This window comes from Pedobacter sp. KBW06 (assembly GCF_003852525.1).
GTDB lineage: Bacteria > Bacteroidota > Bacteroidia > Sphingobacteriales > Sphingobacteriaceae > Pedobacter.
In genome coordinates this window covers 1,217,563-1,236,130 of the sequence record NZ_QAJL01000001.1, presented here as the reverse complement: position 1 = coordinate 1,236,130, position 18,568 = coordinate 1,217,563, and the positions used below count along the sequence as shown (strand labels likewise).

Annotated in this window: 11 protein-coding genes; 4 read left to right on the top strand and 7 right to left on the bottom strand. The window is 43.1% G+C overall.

Features of this window, described 5'->3' with window-relative positions:
• Positions 1 to 18: 18 nt before the first annotated feature.
• The 4 genes from DBR43_RS04870 to DBR43_RS04855 all read right to left on the bottom strand — a co-directional run bounded on the left by DBR43_RS04870 (position 19) and on the right by DBR43_RS04855 (position 5,675).
• Positions 19 to 3,468: a SusC/RagA family TonB-linked outer membrane protein gene (locus DBR43_RS04870; protein WP_124578443.1), complete on the bottom strand. Its 3,450-nt coding sequence runs from the start codon at positions 3,466 to 3,468 to the stop codon at positions 19 to 21.
• A gap of 134 nt (positions 3,469 to 3,602) precedes the next feature.
• Positions 3,603 to 4,577 (bottom strand): FecR family protein, encoded by a 975-nt coding sequence (locus DBR43_RS04865; RefSeq protein WP_158622428.1) that lies wholly within the window; start codon positions 4,575 to 4,577, stop codon positions 3,603 to 3,605.
• A gap of 71 nt (positions 4,578 to 4,648) precedes the next feature.
• Entirely contained in the window at positions 4,649 to 5,212 is a 564-nt protein-coding gene (locus tag DBR43_RS04860; RefSeq protein WP_124578439.1) for a sigma-70 family RNA polymerase sigma factor, read from the bottom strand.
• 151 nt (positions 5,213 to 5,363) lie between these two features.
• The gene (locus tag DBR43_RS04855; RefSeq protein ID WP_124578437.1) at positions 5,364 to 5,675 is read right to left on the bottom strand and encodes a hypothetical protein; all 312 of its coding nucleotides are present in this window, start codon (positions 5,673 to 5,675) and stop codon (positions 5,364 to 5,366) included.
• A 450-nt stretch (positions 5,676 to 6,125) separates the two neighbouring features.
• On the opposite strand from DBR43_RS04855, the gene DBR43_RS04850 reads away from it, so the two are divergent.
• Positions 6,126 to 8,498 carry an ABC transporter permease gene (locus DBR43_RS04850; protein WP_124578435.1) on the top strand — a complete coding sequence of 791 codons (2,373 nt, stop codon included), beginning with the start codon at positions 6,126 to 6,128 and terminating at the stop codon, positions 8,496 to 8,498.
• Between the two features lie 350 nt (positions 8,499 to 8,848).
• Positions 8,849 to 9,322 carry a DinB family protein gene (locus DBR43_RS04845; protein WP_124578433.1) on the top strand — a complete coding sequence of 158 codons (474 nt, stop codon included), beginning with the start codon at positions 8,849 to 8,851 and terminating at the stop codon, positions 9,320 to 9,322.
• Positions 9,323 to 9,719: 397 nt separating this feature from the next.
• Here DBR43_RS04845 and DBR43_RS04840 read toward each other — a convergent pair whose 3' ends face one another.
• The 3 genes from DBR43_RS04840 to DBR43_RS04830 form a co-directional block, all read right to left on the bottom strand.
• The gene (locus DBR43_RS04840) at positions 9,720 to 10,610 is read right to left on the bottom strand and encodes a heparin lyase I family protein (protein ID WP_124578431.1); all 891 of its coding nucleotides are present in this window, start codon (positions 10,608 to 10,610) and stop codon (positions 9,720 to 9,722) included.
• A 513-nt stretch (positions 10,611 to 11,123) separates the two neighbouring features.
• Positions 11,124 to 11,792 carry a hypothetical protein gene (locus DBR43_RS04835; protein WP_124578429.1) on the bottom strand — a complete coding sequence of 223 codons (669 nt, stop codon included), beginning with the start codon at positions 11,790 to 11,792 and terminating at the stop codon, positions 11,124 to 11,126.
• Positions 11,793 to 11,830: 38 nt separating this feature from the next.
• Positions 11,831 to 12,862 carry a LacI family DNA-binding transcriptional regulator gene (locus DBR43_RS04830; RefSeq protein WP_124578427.1) on the bottom strand — a complete coding sequence of 344 codons (1,032 nt, stop codon included), beginning with the start codon at positions 12,860 to 12,862 and terminating at the stop codon, positions 11,831 to 11,833.
• A gap of 124 nt (positions 12,863 to 12,986) precedes the next feature.
• On the opposite strand from DBR43_RS04830, the gene DBR43_RS04825 reads away from it, so the two are divergent.
• Together DBR43_RS04825 and DBR43_RS04820 are read left to right on the top strand one after the other, a co-directional pair.
• On the top strand, positions 12,987 to 15,263 hold the full coding sequence (locus DBR43_RS04825) for an FAD-dependent oxidoreductase (RefSeq protein WP_124578425.1): 2,277 nt from the start codon (positions 12,987 to 12,989) through the stop codon (positions 15,261 to 15,263).
• 144 nt (positions 15,264 to 15,407) lie between these two features.
• Positions 15,408 to 18,560, top strand: a complete 3,153-nt coding sequence (locus DBR43_RS04820; RefSeq protein WP_199756955.1) for a SusC/RagA family TonB-linked outer membrane protein — start codon at positions 15,408 to 15,410, stop codon at positions 18,558 to 18,560.
• The last annotated feature ends 8 nt before the right edge of the window (positions 18,561 to 18,568 follow it).

Here is an 18,568-nt window from a genome sequence, read left to right as displayed (position 1 = left end):
CTTTTTAGAATTAGATGCTTAAAATGAGACGTTTAGTCCGGCGGCATAAACCGCCTGTACAAACATGTTCTTGCCACTGCCATATTCCCCTAAGGAGGCTGTTTCCGGATCAAAACCTTTGGTAATCGACGATTTTGTCCACAAGTTCTCTCCTGAAATGAAGATCCTTGCTTTCTGAAGGCCGATTTTGCTGATCCAGGTTTTTGGAAGCGAGTATCCGAGCTGCAGGTTCTTCAACCTGATGTATGCCCCGCTTTGCAGGTAACGCGTCTGGTTCTGCTGATTTTTCCGGTACTGCGCATTGTCGCTATATGGGCGTGGATAATAAGCATCGGTATTGATTCCCAGTCCGGAATAGGTAGAACCTTCAGTATCCCGGTAATAATCTAAATGATGAGGAAATAAAGAGGTTTGATTCCAGGCATTAAAGCCCCAGAACATGTTTCCTGACAGCCAGTAGTCTCTTTTTCCAATCCCCTGAAAAAATACAGAGATGTCAAAGTTCTTATAGCTGGCATTCAGGTTTAAGGCATACTGATAGCGGGGGGTAGAGTTCCCGATAATCCTGCGGTCGCCGGGATCTGTTAAGGTTCCCATTCCCTGGTTCACTTTTCCATCGCCATTGAGGTCGCGGTATTCCACATCTCCGGTGCGCCAGGTCTGTGCACTAATGAAACTTTGAGATTTGCTTTTGTTGATGCGGTCTGCATCTTCGGCAGTACGGATCAGGCCTACGGTTTCATATCCCCAGATCTCTCCGATATTTTTGCCAACATAATCCGTGCTGAGGATGCCTGTCGGGTTATTATATTTCGTGACTACAGACTGGTAGTCCGACAGTAAGGCACTGATGCCATAAGAGAAATCACCAATCTTATCTTTCCAGGATAATGATAGATCCCATCCCCTTGTTCTCAGTTCTGAATTGTTTTCTTTTGGTACCGTGGCTCCAAGTACGGCAGGTAAAGCTTTTGCCGGGCCAAGGCGGTTGAAGGTCATTCGCTGGTATACATCCAGCACAAAGTTCAGGCGTTGTTTCAAAAAGCTCATCTCTATCCCCAGGTCTGTAGATTCCGAAGACTCCCAGGTCAGGTTTGGATTGATCAGATTGGGGCCGGTGGTATAGGCAGGCCTTCCTCCGTTCAGGATCCAGTTTAGGGAAGGTTCTATCGCCAACAGTGGCAGGTCCTGATAAGCAGCTACCCGCTGGTTGCCCAGTCTTCCCCAGGAGGCCCTGATTTTCATGGTGTTTACATAAGGGCTTACCCTTGTCCAGAAGTTCTCCTTATGGAGGTTCCAACCTGCAGAAAGGGAAGGGAAATAGCCCCAGCGTTTCTTTTTCGCGAAGATGGAAGTCCCGTCGTTACGGCCATTGATTTCCAAAAGGTATTTATCGCGGTAGCTGTAATTGAAGCGGGCAAAGTAGCCCATTGTTGCCCAATGGCTCATTTCATCATAGGCACGCATTTCGCCAATAGCGGTGGTCATTGAAGGAACGGAAGGGGCGATGAGTTCTCTCTTTAATCCTCCCAGCAAATCCCGCCGGCTGGATTCCTGCTGATATCCGGCCATCAGGGAGAAATGGTGGTCCTCTTTCAGGTCGTACCTGTAGGTTGTGTAGACATTCAGGGAATTGTAAAAGGTGTTTGATTTTTCTTTGGTGATGTAAGAAGGTACAGTGGCCTGTATTGCCGACATAGAGCCGTCTACCCGGTCTTCATAAGCCGTCAGGTAGCGTTTTTCATAATCCGTATAGGGAAGGTCAATCGAGTAATCTACATTGATGTCCCAGTTTTTCAGCGGTTTAAATTCTGTGGCAAAACGTTGTGTCAGACTTCTTTCTGTCGTTCCTTCCGATGAAGCCAGCATGGCCGGAATTCTGGATAGGTTGGAGTAGTGTCCATTTGGCGAAACGAGCCATTGATTGGGATGGGTACGCAGGACATGGTGCAGGGCGAGGGCATAATCGCCATCAATGCCTGGTTTGTTCCGGTCGGATTGTACCAGCCGGGTGTTGGAGCTGAATTTCCACCAGTCGCTAAGTTTAACCTCCAGTTTGGAATTGAGGTTGATCCTTCTGTAATCGTCTTTGCCGAATTTCATGATCCCTTTTTCATACGTATGTCCGGCAGATATGAAGTAGGAGCTGTTGTCTCCTCCTCCGGCAACCGAGAGGTTTTGCTGAGTTCGATTTCCATTTCCAAAATGAATGTCCATCCAGTCGTTATTCCCGTTGGAAAGGAGGTAGGTGGCCCAGTTCTTCGGATTCCCCGGATCCGGAATGGTTTGCGGGCCGCTGGGGTCTTTCATGTATTTGATAATGCGGTCTACCGTTTCCTCGGTAAATAACCTGGCCACACTCTGGTTGTCATGCATTTCGTTCATGGCCTTCACAAAGGTATAGGCATCTAAGGTATGGGGTTTATCAATTGGGGTAGACAAGGCGCTGTTGGTCGAAAAATTTACCGCCACCTTTTTTCCCAGGCTTCCGGATTTGGTGGTGATCAAAACGACTCCGTAAGGCGCTCTCGCTCCATAAATTGCTGATGCTGCAGCGTCTTTCAACACGGAGATGCTTTCGATGTCGTTCGGATCGACATCGTTCAGGTCGCCAACGGTACCATCTATGACTACAAATGGTGATCCTTGTCCGCGGATTTGAATGCCCATTTTTGCGCCAGGTTCATATCCCATGGAACCATAATTGAACTGTACGCCGGAAACAGTTCCCTGCATGGCCTGGCTGACATTGACCACCGGGCGGTTTTTCAGTTTGCCGGCATCAATGACTTCCACTGATCCGGTCAGATTGGCTTTCTTTTGTGTACCATATCCAACCACCACTAATTCGGTTAGCGTATTGGCTTTTGCTGTGGACAGGATGATGTTCAGGTTTTCAGATGATGGGTTGATGGCAAGTTCTTCAGTCGCATATCCGAGATAGCTGATCAGTAAGGTATCCTGAGCTGAGGGAGCGGAGATGCGAAAAGCCCCGTTGCTGTCGGACACCGCCGAAACTTTCCCTTGTTTCAACCTTAAACTTGCTCCGGGGATGCCTGCTCCATCCGAATCAAGGACCTTTCCGCTGAGTATTCCGGGGGCTTTTTCCTGGTCTTTTTTGATGAGCACGAGGCCATTTGTTCCTTTGATGATCTTCACCTCCAGCGGATCCAGAATCCGGTGAAGGACCTGTTCCAGGGATTCGTCTTTGATCAGCAGCTTGTCGACCTTTCTGTTTTTAAGCCCCAGCTTTTCTGTAAAGGCAATGTCTACTCCGGTTTTCTTTTGCAGGTCAACAATGACCTCATGGATTGTTGTATTTCTGTAGACTAAGTTCAATCGTTTTTCCAGAGATTGCGCCATTGCCGGCATGGTCATGAAAAAAACAAGGAGTAAACTGAGCGCAACAGACAGCGCCGAAGGGCCGCCGGGCTCTTTTAATTTTTTTCTTAATTTGATGCGTTGCATTTGCTAACTTTGAGTTGTTTTACAAGACGTTTAAAGGTTGACGTAAACAGATCTGTTGGAAAGGGTCAGAAGCTTTCCTTCAGGTGGTATAAAATTCATAACAGGGCTGCACTATGCAGCCTTGTTTGTTTGGCTTAGTAGAGTACTATCTGAATGCTGTCCTCCCTTTTTTTGGTGTAATTTTTTTCCGTTAGCCTGAGGATTTGCTCCAGCATATCATTGAGCTGAATTGATTTCCGGAAAGTAATGTTGTACCGGTCTTTAAGTAAACCTTTGTCTTTTGTGATCAGCTGACGGCCGTACATATTGTAAAAGGTCTGGCTCAGTTCCTGGAAAGTGGCCCTGTCCAGGATTACAACACCAGAAATCCAGGAATCGCTGACAGGCGTGGCATTGTCCATTAACCGGTAAGTTCCTGCATTCCGGTCAAACCGGAGTTCCTTATTAGGGCTAAGTTCCGAAAGCACCTTGTCTTTGCTGGAAACCTGTACTTTTCCGCTGTGCACCATGACGTTTGTATTTTTCAGGCCGGGGTAGGCCTGAACATTAAAGCTGGTTCCCAGAACGCGCACATCCAGTTCTCCGCCACGGATCACAAAAGGGTGATGAGGGTCTTTTTTTACGTCGAAAAAGGCCTCACCGGTTAAAATTACCCCTCTGATCTCCTGCTCGTAACCATCCAGGACCTGTAATTTCGTATTGGCATTGAGCTGGACTATGGTGCTATCGGCCAGCAGGATCGTTTTTTGTTCCATTGGTCCGGTTTGGTAGGTCTTTGCGATCTGCCTCTGTACCTTGTCGAATGCGGTTGTTATGGGATCGGGTTTAAACCACAGGTAATAAGAAAGGGCCAGAAGAGGGAGCAATGCTGCTGCGGCGGCCCAGCTCCGGAACAAGCGTTTGATGATTGGTTTTTTCGTCGCCAGGACTGTTTGCGAAAGAATACGCTGTTCCGTTTCTGAAATAAATTCCGGTGTGATTGCATCCGGGCTTTCAGCTTCTTCCTCATCTAAAGACTGATACCATACATCCACAATGAAGCGTTCCGCAGGTGTAGCTGTTCCGTTCTGGTATTTCTGTATGAGTTTTTGTAAATCTTTAAATTCCATCGCCTCTGGCATTATCTAACCCTAAGACAATTAGAAATGGCGCGAGGTATGTAAGAAATTTAAAAAATCTTTTAATTGTCTATCAGTAAGGCAAATAAAGTGATGCAGAGTGGGTGGTTTATGTCCGGATGTCTTTGGCGGAGCGATAATTTAATCCTCCGGAACATTTCTACACTGTAGCCTTTTACCGTTTGTTCTGCCAGGCCTAGGGCTTCTGCAATTTCCCTGAGGGAGAAGTCTTCGTTGCGCATGGCATAAATCTTTTGCATGTTTTCAGGTAAGGCAGAGATGATTTCGGAAAGACTCGTATTGAGTTCTTTTTCTATTAATAAATCGAGGACCGGGGATTCCATTTTCCGTGTGGTCATCATCATCTTCTCTACTGCCCGCTGGTGGAGGTCTACCCTGGAGAGGTGGTTGAGGATCCTGTTTTTAAGGGCGGTATTCAAATAGGCAGATAAAGAACCGGTGATTACCAGTTTGTCTCTTTTTACCCAGATGTGGATGAGCAATTCCTGAACAATGTCGGCAGCATCGTCACGGTCGCCAAGTTTGCCATAAGCAATGCTGAGTAACCTGCCGGTATGTTCGGCCACAAGTTGTCCGTAATCGATTTCTTTTATACAAGTCTGCATAAAGCTTTGCTCATGACCGGTGATTTATTTGGTTTGCCATTTGTGTTTGGTTGGGGCAAGGTAATAAACATTTGTTAAAGTAATGTTAAGGGATAAATCAGCAGGTTTTTCGCCTGCTGATTTATCAAGTGGGCTGCTGTTGTTCATGGTGTTACTTTGGTTTTTTAGGTTTCTTGTTTTCCTTATGCCGGATGAGGTGTTCTATCTCCGATTTGAGAAAGTACTTTTTTCCGCCTATTAATTTAGGCACAAAGGTGCCATCCAGTATTCTTCGCCTGTAGGTAGAAGGTCCGATGTTCATGAGGTCCCTGAATTGTTTAAGGTCGAGAATTTCGTCTTTTGGAGGAGAGATCAGCTGGAGCGGTTGTGGGCTGTTGTTTTGCCGGTCTGCTAATTGTTTGAATAGGGAACTGTGTTCCTTAAGGAGGGTAATGATGGTGGAAAGAAAATCGTGTAATTGCATTTGTGTGTGTGTTAGGGTGATTGAATTAAGAATTTTTGAAATGAGCTTTCAGGATTTTAAAAAGGTTACTGAATCTGGTTTGACTACCTAGGAACAAACTGATTCTTAAACTCGATTCTATTTAAGTTTAGTTTATGAATTAATACAAAGATGACTATCAGAAAATCACCGTTTTTTGATAGTACTTTAGTTGCCTTCTGTAAGTTAGTAAGTTGAGATGTCTAGATATTTTAATCGAGTATCTTCGGTGGTCTCTTAGGTAGGGTGTGAGATTTTTTGTTTTATACCAACTGTCCGCCATCGTTCATCCGCTGTTCGATATTGAACACTTCTGCTAATTGCTTATTGCCAAATCAGTCCCCAAAACACTTCACACTACATCATTATTATTGGCACAAACTTGGTAAACTATAGTTCAACCTTATCTTTAACCGATAAACCTTTGCCCCCATGTTCAGCCTGAATTTAAAAATAACTTTGCGAAACCTTTGGAGAAATAAGACTTCTTCTTTAATTAATATTATTGGCCTGGCAATAGGACTGTCCTCATGCCTTTTATTGCTCTTGTATGTGAACTACGAATGGAATTACGATAAGGGATTCAAAGATTCCGACAAGGTTTATCAGGTAATGATCAATTTCCAGGATGCATCAGGAAAAGTCACCAGTACGTATGGTGCTCCAGGGAATGGCATAGACGGAGCGATCAGAAAACGTGTCCCAGAAGTTGATGCGGTTGCTCGCATAGCCGGAGGTGGGGAGACTCTCATTGCCAATGGCAGAATAGGCTTCAAAAAGGAGGTAGTATTTGCAGATCCTGAGCTACTGAAGATCTTCAATTTCGAATTTTCTGCTGGTAATCCCGCTACTGCACTTGATGCACCCAATTCTGTTATTGTAACGGAACAAACGGCAAAGCTATTGTTTGGCGGGGTCAATGTGCTTAACAAAAGTATCAAATACAAAAATGAAAGATACCTTACCATCACTGGTGTGATCAAAAACTTTCCTGGCAATGCTACCCTTAAATTCGATTATGTATTGCCTTGGTCTTTCTTTGAGTCGATAAATGAAAATGCCCGAATTTGGAGTTGGGGCAGCTTTAGCTGGCCAGTGATGGTAAAAGTAAACGACCCTTCAAAAGTCGAATTGATCAACAGTAAGATAAAAGGATTATTTAATGAAAGAAGCCAAGATACGAAAGGGGAAAATTTCATATTTCCATTTAATAAAATGCACCTCTATGGTAAATTCGTCAACGGAACAAATGCTGGCGGTGACATAGAAAAAATTTATTTATTTATTGGTCTGGCCTTTGGTATCCTGTTTATCGCCTGCATCAATTTTATGAATATGGCGACTGCCAAATCCGAACGCAGGGCAAAAGAAGTGGGCATCAAGAAAGCTATTGGCGCCACAAGGACTTCACTCGTTATACAATTCCTTACCGAAGCGATGATACTGACATTGGGGAGTGTGTTAGTGGCGATAACCATTGTAGAGCTGACCTTGCCTATGTTCAACAATTTGTTAGATATAGAGATTTCCGTAGGCTATGGCAATATCTGGGATTGGTTGGTAATTTTCGGTGTGGTAGTGTTAACCGGATTACTTTCAGGATTATATCCTGCACTGTTCCTCTCTTCTTTCAATCCGGTTTCAAATTTAAAAAGAAAGGCCGCAAGGGCAAAGGCAATCCCTGTGAATTTGAGGCAGATATTGGTTGTGGGGCAGTTTTGCTTCGCTATTATGCTGATCATAGCTACCTTGGTAATATATAAACAGATCAGCTTTATCAAGGACAGGCCGATTGGATACAACGCAAAACTATTGGCAGAAATGCCGCAGGAGGGCGAGCTTTCCCACAAATATGAGGTCTTCAAATCAGAGGTCCTCAAAACTGGTGGGGTCATCGCCGTTAACCAATCCTCGGGCAGTTTTTCAAGCGTAAGTAACTGGTTTACGGGATTCGAATGGCCCAACATGGCTCTGGGAGGACAGGATGTTGTTTTCAACCGCTTGGAAACTACTTATGATTTGGTCAAGACTAGTGGGGTGGAGCTCGTCGCAGGGCGTGATTTTTCCAAAGACTTTGCCTCGGACACTGCAGGGATTCTGCTGAGTAGCTCGGCAGTGAAAGTGATGAATCTTCAAAGTCCCCTTGGCACTATAGTTAAGCTACATGGCAACGATTTGAAGGTAATTGGGGTCTTCAAAGATTTCATTTGGGATTCGCCATACCAGGCTGGAAAACCAATGGTTATCAATTTTAACAGGCACGCAGGCTATAATATCAATATGCGTCTTAATCCTGCCAACAGTTTGAGTCGGAATGTCGAACTGATTTCAGCCGTGACAAAACGACTGAATCCGGCCTATCCAGTTGATATTAAGTTTGTGGACCATCTTTACGCCCAAAAATTACAGTCCGAAAAGATACTGGGCATATTGGCTAACCTGTTTGGCGGCATCGCTATTTTTATTTCTTGCTTGGGGCTTTATGGTCTGGTGGCTTACAGCGCGGAACAGCGAACGAAGGAATTTGGTGTGCGTCGTGTGTTGGGCGCTTCAGTGAGCAATATCATGAGATTGCTGTCAGTTTCGTTCCTTAAAATGGTATTTGTAGCAGCCTGTATTGGCGTTCCTTTGGCTTATTATCTGATGAACAAGTGGCTCACTAATTTTGAATTCCGAACAAATATATCGTTTTTGGTTATATTAATATCAATAGTAGGGACTGCCACGATCGCATTTCTTACTGTTAGTTTTCAAGCTTATAAAGCTGCGAATGCTAATCCCGTAGAAGCACTTAAGTATGAGTAAGAATTAAGATTATGATGTGTTTGAATTTGAGTAGGAGCATAAGAGAACGATGTTATGTAAACGTTATGGTCTGAAGTAGTAATCATTTGAGAAAATACAAAAGTGTACATCAGAAAATGACCGTTTTTGATAGAACACGAAACACTTGTGTATTCATATTACTTCATACTATAGAACGGTATGCCTTTAAAATAGCCTTGCCCGGCTTTGTGAAGCGTATCATAGACGATCAGTCAGTATAATCTGCACATAGATTCCTAAAAGGAGGTAAGGTTTGAACTTTAGTGCGAAAAGCTTACTTTAGAGAACATTACGGCTTCTTCCGTTATTAAGAACTTAGACCAATTTAAATGATTAATGAACGTTTCGAATGTGAAATTTTAAGAGCTAGCAGGACCAGGCTATTGCAATTAATGGAAACGAGTAGTTACGAAATGTTGTTTAAAATTCCAGAGGGCTTTAACAATAATATAATTTGGCAAATTGGTCATTGTATTACTTCTCAACAGAGACATATGTATATGCGTAGCGGATTGCCAATGTATATCTCTAAAGAATTCATGGAGTCCTTCAAAATTGGATCGTCTCCGGCTTCCTGGAAAATTACTCCGGATGTTAATGAGGTGAAACATTTATTGATTGATACAGTTGACTACCTTGAATCAGATCTGGAATCCGGATTATTTGTCAGCTATACGCCCTTTGAGTTACCCATAGGATTTCAGGTGAAAAATCATGTTCAGGCATTACAAGCCGCTAACTATCACGAAGCGGAGCACAGTGGGAGGATTTTTACGTATTTGAAGTTGCTCCTCAAAGAATGAAGTACATCATTGAAGATTTACCCAAAATATACTAAAACCATTCTAAAATTTTCATAGAAACAAGTTTTCAGAGATTAAAATGTCGCTTCACGTTACTTTATTAAAGATAGTTGATGTTTTATTCGCAGAGACGCGTCATTTTATATCGATGAGTCCCTGGGAAGCATATCATTGGATTCACCATTTTTTCTTATCAACTCTGCAATAAAACGTAAACCAGATGGGAAATGGTTCGGGAAACGCGTGGTTAGGCCCAAGCTTAAAAAGCCGTTTTCCTAAAAGAAAAACGGTTTTTAAATTTTAATAAGCAATTGTTTGCTGAAAATTTTATCTGATTAAAGATGATCTTTAGTATCGAGACGATAAGATAGGTGCTTTGGGATTTCTGCAGGCAAAACTACTGGCAGGTAGCGCTTCCTTCTGCAATGCAAAAATTAGCAAAACGAACGTCTTCATCCCTCAATTGGGAAGGATTATTCAGACTGCGGTAAATTCCCCATTTTGGCCGGCAAAAAGTTGTACCTGATCTCCACAAATCTATATTGGAACTGCTATAGGATAGCAAACTTGTTCCATCACTTACTTTATTGATCGCGATGTTATAGGTCCCGGAGGAACCAAATTTAATTGTTTCTACAACTTCTACCCAATTGCCTTTGAAAGGTGCCAGGTTAACAATCTTAACTTTAGTGCTTGTACCTGAAGAGTTGACGTGAATCAGCTCCATTTTGTCCGTATTATTAGCCCCATAACGTGGTGTAATGGTAATCAGTGGAGCGCCGGCATCATCACCATCACCGGCCTTGATCTGGTGAAGATGGGTAAAGCTGGAAGAAGCCTTAAAACCCGCATCTATCTTAAATTTCCAGCGATACGTAACGGTTTCACCATTAGTGGCTTTAAGGTTCGCCGGAGAAGGGCCATAAGTTTTAATTTCCGTACGCTGACGATCGGTGGCCTGACATCTGTCATCGTCCAATGCAACATGTGCGGAAAATACAAATACATTGGTATTGAGTACGGGATCAAAAACCTCACTGATGTGGTTCTGGGCATGTCCGCAATCAGGTACCTCATAGGCTGTTCCGCCCAGTACACTATTGATTAAACTATAGGTATTTCCCGGGCCATCGGCATTTAAAGTCACACCGGTTGCTGCGATGGAAATATCAGATTTGGTTTTAGTGGCTAACTCCTGGAATGCCGGATTTTGGGAATTTTGAATACTTTTTTCACAAGAACTAAAAATAAGTCCCGTAAGCAATAGGCTTAAATATTTAACTTTCATTAGGAATGAATTTAAAATTATGGTTTACAAATGGTTAGTTTGTGAATCGGCCAATCACATGATATAAATTTTATGATTTAATTTAAATTATCAATAATTTATTATGATTTATTTAATCAATTATATAAGTATTTTATTAAACGTAAATGGCATTTATTGAGGTTTAAATGCATCGGCAAGATGCGTCTTTGCCATTTTAAAGCGTTGTAGGCCTGCCTGAGTATTGCAGTAATGAATGAAAGGAAAGCAGCAGGGGGGGAAACCCCGGTTAAATGCAAATCAGTTAGGAAATGGTTCGGGAAACGCCTGGTTGGGTTCACAAACAAAAAAAACGTTTTTCGATAAGAAGCAGGGCTCTTTTGTTTAACCTGCTACTTACTTTTATTCATTAACTGGAGTATCAGTATTTGTTAAACAGAAAGCAAGGCTTTTTAAACGCTGTTTATACGAAATCTCAAGTTAAAGAAGTTCGAAATGCTAAAACTTTCAGGAACACTGTAATCAAAACGTCTGTTAAGGTTTTATTCTTACAAATGGTTGTTCTCCCTGAATGAATTTCTGATTAAAACTTCCTTTTGCGGTTAAATCATAATGACTAAATGAAAGTCCCAGTTTATTATTAAAACCAACGGTTTTAAATTCTTTTACATATATGTGGTTGCTGTCCAATGAAAATTGTACCTCATCTTTATTAAATACCAGCGAATCACTTTTTGATTTGAACTTTATTTTGTTTTTATCAATTGAATAGTCTTCAAATGAAAAGTATCCTGTGGCACCGGAAGAATACATGCTATAATATTCAACTTCAAAAATCCATTCTTTCCAGGCTATAACGTCGGTTTTATAAGGTTGATGTTTTTGTAATCCATCGCCTGCCATTAAGCATTTAACAGTTAAAGTCTTATTGTCTTTCCATTTTATCCAAAATGGAAGTGCTTTTCCAAATCTTAAAATGTCACGGTCTGTAAAGTCAAATTTTTCATCAGATTTAAATATATTGATAACGGAGAGGCCTGAACCAAATGCCATTGGGCTAGCGACATGATAACTGCAAAGTGTATATTCTCCATTGGGAGAAATGAGTTTTTCAGTATTTGAAATCAATGATTTGTCAAATCCGCCTTCGCAACTGAAAAGGAATAGGGTAAAGATGACGATGGAGAGCTGTTTGATTTTCATGATCATATGCGTAACATGATGGTTGATAAGTAATCGGTTTATGATGATTTTCTAATAATTAACTTCGTCTTCAGCACCTTAACCGGCGTCTTCCATTGCGAAGAATCCTTTTTGATCTGATCAAACAACAACTGGGCTGCAGTGATCCCAATCTCTCGCACCGGCTGCGCAACCGTAGTCAACGGTGGTTCAATCAGTGCAGAAACATAATCATCACTAAATCCAACAACAGCAATGTCTTCCGGGACGCTCAAACCATTCTTTTTAATAATCTGAATTGTATCAATCGCAGTAGGATCATTGATGGCAAAAATTGCATCTGGTGGATTGGCTAAATTAATCAGATGATTCACATAGATGGCTATTTTTTCCTTACTGAAATCATAAGATATGATCAGTTCCGGATCTGCCGGAATATTGTGTTTCTTCAGGGCCGCGAGATAACCATTCAATCTTTTTACGCTGATCGCCAATGATGAGGGGCCGGACAAATGGGCTATCCTTTTTCTGCCCGACAAGATCAAATGTTCCACTGCGCCGAATGCCCCTTCATAATCATCCACAATCACCTTCGGTACCACCATCTCATTACACACCCTGTTAAAAAACACGATCGGGATTCCTTTTTTCTGAAACACTTTCAAATGATCGAAGTTCAATGTTTCCTTAGTAATAGACACAATCACCCCGTCCACCCGGTTATCCAGCATGACCTTCGCATTTGTTACTTCCGTCTCATACGACTCATTAGACTGACTGATGATCACATTGTATCCTTCATTTCGTGCTTCCTCCTGAATCGCGGCAATTACATGTGGAAAGTACGAACTCAAAATCTCGGGAATGATAATCCCAATGGTCTTGCTTTGTTGCGTCGCCAATTGTATCGCAATCATATTGCGCTGGTAATCCAGTTTCTCCGCCAGGTCCAGCACCCTTTTCCTGGTGTCCGGGTGTACGTTTGGATGACCCGTCAATACCCTCGATACCGTTGATTTAGAGATGTTCAGCTCTCTGGCCAGGTCAAATATGGTGATTTGATGATTTTTCATGTAAATCAAATATATCATAAAATCTGTTTCATGGGAGCGGTCCCTAAAATTGGGAGCGCTCCCAATTTATTTTGCCCTGATTTTCAATACGTAATTATCAGGTACCGGATACATTTGAATCCAATACCAAATATATTTCTAAATGATCAGGGAAGAATCTCAAAAGAAAAGAACTGTTAAATCAGCATCTGCCGGCTATGACCTGGTAGTTGTAGGAGGAGGTTTATCCGGTGTATGCTGTGCCATCACCGCTGCACGAAAAGGACTCAAAGTAGCGCTTGTACAGGACAGGCCGGTTTTAGGCGGCAACTCCTCAAGTGAAGTGAGGTTATGGATCCTGGGCGCAACATCCCATATGGGAAACAACAACCGCTGGGCCAGAGAAGGAGGAGTGGTTGATGAAATCCTCCTCGAAAATATGCAACGTAATCCCGAAGGTAACCCCGTAATTTTTGATACCGTATTACTCGATAAAATATATCAGGAACCCAATATTAAACTGCTTTTAAATACAGTGGTCTATGATCTTGAAAAATCTGATGCCGATGAAATTTCTTCCGTGAAATGTTTCTGCAGTCAGAATTCAACCGAATACATCTTAACTGCCAATCTCTTTTGTGACGCTTCAGGCGATGGCATCTTAGGCTTTTTAGCAGGTGCTGCATTTAGAATGGGTGCAGAGAATAAAGATGAATTCGGAGAGAAGTTTGCGCCTGACCAGGAATACGGAGAACTGCTGGGACATAGCATTTATTTCTACAGCAAAGACACCGGAAAACCTGTCAGGTACATCGCACCTTCCTTTGCATTGGCCGACATTACCAAGATCCCAAGGTTCAAAAGTTTCAATGCCAAAGAGTTTGGATGCAAACTCTGGTGGCTGGAATATGGCGGACGTATGGATACCGTTCATGAAAGTGAAAACATCAAACAGGAGCTTTGGAAGGTCGTATACGGCGTATGGAATTACATTAAAAATTCTGGCGAATTTCCTGAGGCAGAAACCATGACTTTGGAATGGGTGGGAAGCATCCCCGGAAAAAGAGAAAGCCGGAGATTTGAAGGCGATTACATGCTCAATCAGCAGGATATCGTTTCCCAGCATTTGCACGAAGATGCCATCGGATATGGGGGCTGGTCTATTGACCTGCATCCGGCAGATGGGGTGTTTAGCAATAAACCAGGCTGCAATCAATGGCATAGCAAGGGCATTTATCAGATTCCTTACAGGTGTCTTTACAGCAGAAACATCAAGAACCTCTTCCTTACCGGCCGGATCATCAGTGCAAGCCATGTCGCTTTTGCCTCTTCGAGGGTAATGGCAACAGGAGCGTACCTCGGACAAGCCGTTGGCATGGCCGCCTTTATTGCAAAGAAAAACAAGCTGCAACCCAGAGAACTTAATGAACAGGGAATCATGAAATCCCTGCAGCTCGAACTGATGAAGAGCGGTCAGCACATTCCGGGATTAACATTAATTGATGCAACAGACCTGGTTCAATCCGCAAGTATTACCGCTTCCACTGAAATGCAGCTCGATGAAATTCCTTTTGATTTCATGAAGAACCTCGACATCTCGGCCGGACAAATGATCCCTTTGCAGGCTGGTAAAATTCCTTCCTTTACCTTTAAACTGGAATCATCGGAAGAAACTACCTTACAGGTAGAACTCAGAATCAGTGCTAAATCCGGGAACTTTAGTCCGGATGAATTGTTAGAAATCCAGCAAATTCCGGTAAAAACAGGCAGGCAGGTATTAAGTACAACCTTTGGTAGCAAGCTGAACGAAAATGCCTATGTATACCTTTGTTTCCGGAAAAATCCTGCGGTTAAACTCGGCTTCTCCAATACCCGCATCACAGGCGTGTTGTCTGTTTTCAACTCCGTAAATAAAGCAGTTTCAAATTTCGGCAGTCAAAAACCAACAGAAGATATTGGCGTAGACGAGTTTGAATTCTGGTGCCCGCAACGCAGGCCTGAAGGACATAATATCGCCTTAAAAATAGATCCGCCATTACATCCCTTCACAGTTGAGCAATTAAAAAATGGAATCGGCAGGCCGGTCACTGAACCCAATGCCTGGGTATCAAGCATCAGTGATGAAAAACCGGAGATCTCTTTAAAATGGGCGGATCAAAGGAGCATCAACAGAATAGAACTTTGTTTTGATACCGATTACGATCATCCTATGGAATCCGTGCTGATGACTCATCCGGAAAGAACAATGCCTTTTTGTATTAGAAATTATACCATCACAGATGGGAACGGAAATCAGCTCTTTGTGAAAAAAGACAATTACCAATCCATCAATATTATTGAGCTGAAAGAGACCCTGTTAACCGATGAACTGACTTTGCAATTTGAACATCCATCGGCGGAGATTCCGGCTGCATTATTTGCAATCCGATGCTATAGTTAGGTTTTTATGAACCTGCGTAAAGCATTTGTTATCCTTTAGATAACCTTGTTTTGCTATTTTCGGCATAAACCGCCAGAGATCCGGGGAAGATAAAACCCCGGATCCAATGATCCTGAACCAAATAACCAAATATAAACTAAGTGCATGAGAAAAATTTACCCGATTTTTGGAACAAGGCTATTGTTATCAATGGTCCTCTGTATGTCCCTGCAATTGCTCTACGGACAGTCAGGTTTACCTGTCAAACTGATCACCGGAACAATATCCGATGAGGAAGGAAAGCCCCTTATTGGTGTTAGCGTCCAGTTAAAGGGGAAAACAACGGTCGTTTCTTCCGATAACAATGGTGTCTATAGAATTGGCGTTCCCGGTGGGAAAGGAATTTTGGTGTTCTCCTATGTCGGCTTTGTGGCAAAAGAGCTCACTTTAGCAGCAGGAAGCACCTATAATGTGAAGCTAAATGAAGATCCCAAAGGATTGAATGAAGTGATCGTGATTGGCTACGGTACCGCTGCAAAACGGGACCTGACCGGCTCGGTGGGTTCAGCAAACATAAAAGACATGAACAAAGCCCCTGTGGGTACTTTTACCGAAGCTCTGGCAGGTAGAATTGCCGGGGTCCAGGTGTCTTCTACTGACGGGCAACCGGGAAATGAACTCAATATCGTGATTCGGGGAGCCAATTCTGTTACCCAGGACAATGCACCTTTATATGTCATCGATGGTTTTCCTACGGAAAGTGCTGTGGCCAACAGCATCAACAGCGAAGAAATTGAATCTATTGAAGTTCTGAAAGACGCTTCGGCGACTGCCATTTACGGGGCACGTGGTGCCAACGGCGTTATATTGATCACGACCAAAAAAGGAAAAGCCGGCGAGCCGCAAATCAGCTATGACGGCTGGGCAGGAATCAATTCCATCATCAAACAACAAGCCGTATTGAGCCCTTACGAGTTTGTGAAATATCAGCTGGAATTAAACCCGGAATTGTACGGGGACATTTACCTTAAAAACGGGCAAACACTCGAAAGCTACAGAGACCGGAAAGGGATCAACTGGCAGGATCAGATTTTTCGCAATGCCCATATTCAGAACCATAGCCTTTCCTTACGCGGAGGGACAGAACAAACGAAATATGCGCTTTCGGGATCGGTGTTAGAACAACCGGGGCTCATTATCAATAGCGGATTTCGCCGTTACCAGGGGCGTATCGTGCTGGATCAGGTGGTCAATAAAAAGCTGAAAGCAGGCGTAAACCTGAACTATGTGTCCTCAAAGAAATTCGGAACAGTGGTGGCAGAGTCGCAAACCAGTCCTACTGCCAGTTTAATGTATAGCGCCTGGGGCTTTCGTCCGGTGACGGGAAATATTGATTTCGATGCCAATATGATCGATGAGCTTTATGACCCGGATTTAAGCGCGACTGCCGATTACCGGATCAATCCACTCCTTGCTGCGCAGAACGAGTATAAGCCGCTTTTCAATAATACCCTGGTGATCAATTCTTACCTGGATTATAAAATCTTGAAAAACCTGTCGTTAAGAATTACCGGCGGACTGAACAAGGCAAACATCAGACAGGAGATTTTTAATAATTCTTCCTCCCGTCTTGGAAATCCAAACAACAATAATAAAGTAAACGGTTCGGTTAACAATACCGACATCACAAACCTTCTGAATGAAAATACACTGACCTATCAAACCAAATTTAAAGGAGGACATTCCTTAAAGGTGCTTGCCGGTTTAACGATGCAGGATGTCCGGAACTATTCCAACGGCTTTTCTTCCATTCTGATTCCCAACGAATCGCTGGGCATGAATGGAATAGGCGAGGGGCAGATTACGGTGGCACCAACTTCAGACCTGAGGAACGGTTTGCTGTCCTACCTTGGAAGAATAGACTACAATTATAAATCGAAATATTTAATTACGGTGTCTTTCCGCTCTGATGGGTCGTCCAGGTTTCCGACAGAAAACAGATGGGCCTATTTTCCTTCAGGAGCATTTGCCTGGCGCTTTACCGACGAGCCATTTATGAAGAAACTCGGCTTTTTAAGTGATGGAAAACTGAGGATAGGATATGGACATACCGGGAATAACCGGGTGGATGACTATGCTGCCCTTACCGCTTTGAAAATGTTGCCTTCATCGGGATATCCTTCAGGAAATGTTCCGGGAAAAGGAATCGTGCCGGTGAACCTTGGAAATACAAAGTTGAAATGGGAAACAACGGTGCAATCTAATGTTGGGATCGACCTGAGTTTCTTTAAAGACAGAATCTCCCTAACTGCTGATTACTACCATAAAAAAACACATGACCTGTTGTTGAATGCCACCTTGCCACCAAGTATGGGTTTCTTAACCGCATTTAAAAATGTAGGTAAGGTCTCCAACAGTGGTATTGAGCTGAGCATTACCACGAATAACATTAAGGGAGAGAAGTTCTCCTGGAGTTCCAGTTTCAACATTGCCTTTAACAGAAACAAAGTGCTTGCCCTGAATGACGACGAGCCAAACCTGCTATCGAGAGTAACCTGGGGGAACTTTAACAATGCCTTCCCATACATTGCTGTTCCGGGAAAGCCCATTGCCCAGTTTTATGGGATGAAGTTCGATGGTGTTTATCAGTATAGCGATTTTGATGTTCAGCCAAATGGAAGTTATGTATTGAAGCCAAATGTGCCAAACAATGGAAATCCAAGGGCGAATATCCTTCCCGGCGACATCAGGTTTAAGGACATTAATGGGGATGGCCAGATCGATGATGCAGACCGCAGTGTAATAGGGGATCCAAATCCTGTTCATATCGGCGGTTTTAGCAACAACTTCAGCTATGGTAATTTTGACCTGAATGTTTTCCTGCAATGGAGCTATGGCAATGACATCTTAAATGCCAATCGCATAGAGTTTGAGGGGGGAGATCCTACCCAGAGAAACCTGCTGAACATGTTTGCTTCCTTTGCAAATCGATGGACCCCTGAAAATCAGACGAATGATTTATACCGGTTAGGCGGACAAGGCCCGGCCTATTATTCTTCCCGTACGATAGAAGACGGCTCTTTTATCCGGTTAAAAACGGTGTCTCTTGGCTATAAATTACCGGTATCGGTAATGAAATCTTTAAAAATGAAGAGCCTGCGGTTTTCTGTGTCTGCTCAGAACCTCATCACCTGGACCAAGTATTCCGGTCTGGATCCGGAGGTTTCGACGAGACATACTGCCCTGACTCCGGGATTCGACTGGTCGCCATATCCAAGACCGCGGTCGGTCACGATAGGATTGAACGCCAATTTTTAAACAAGAGC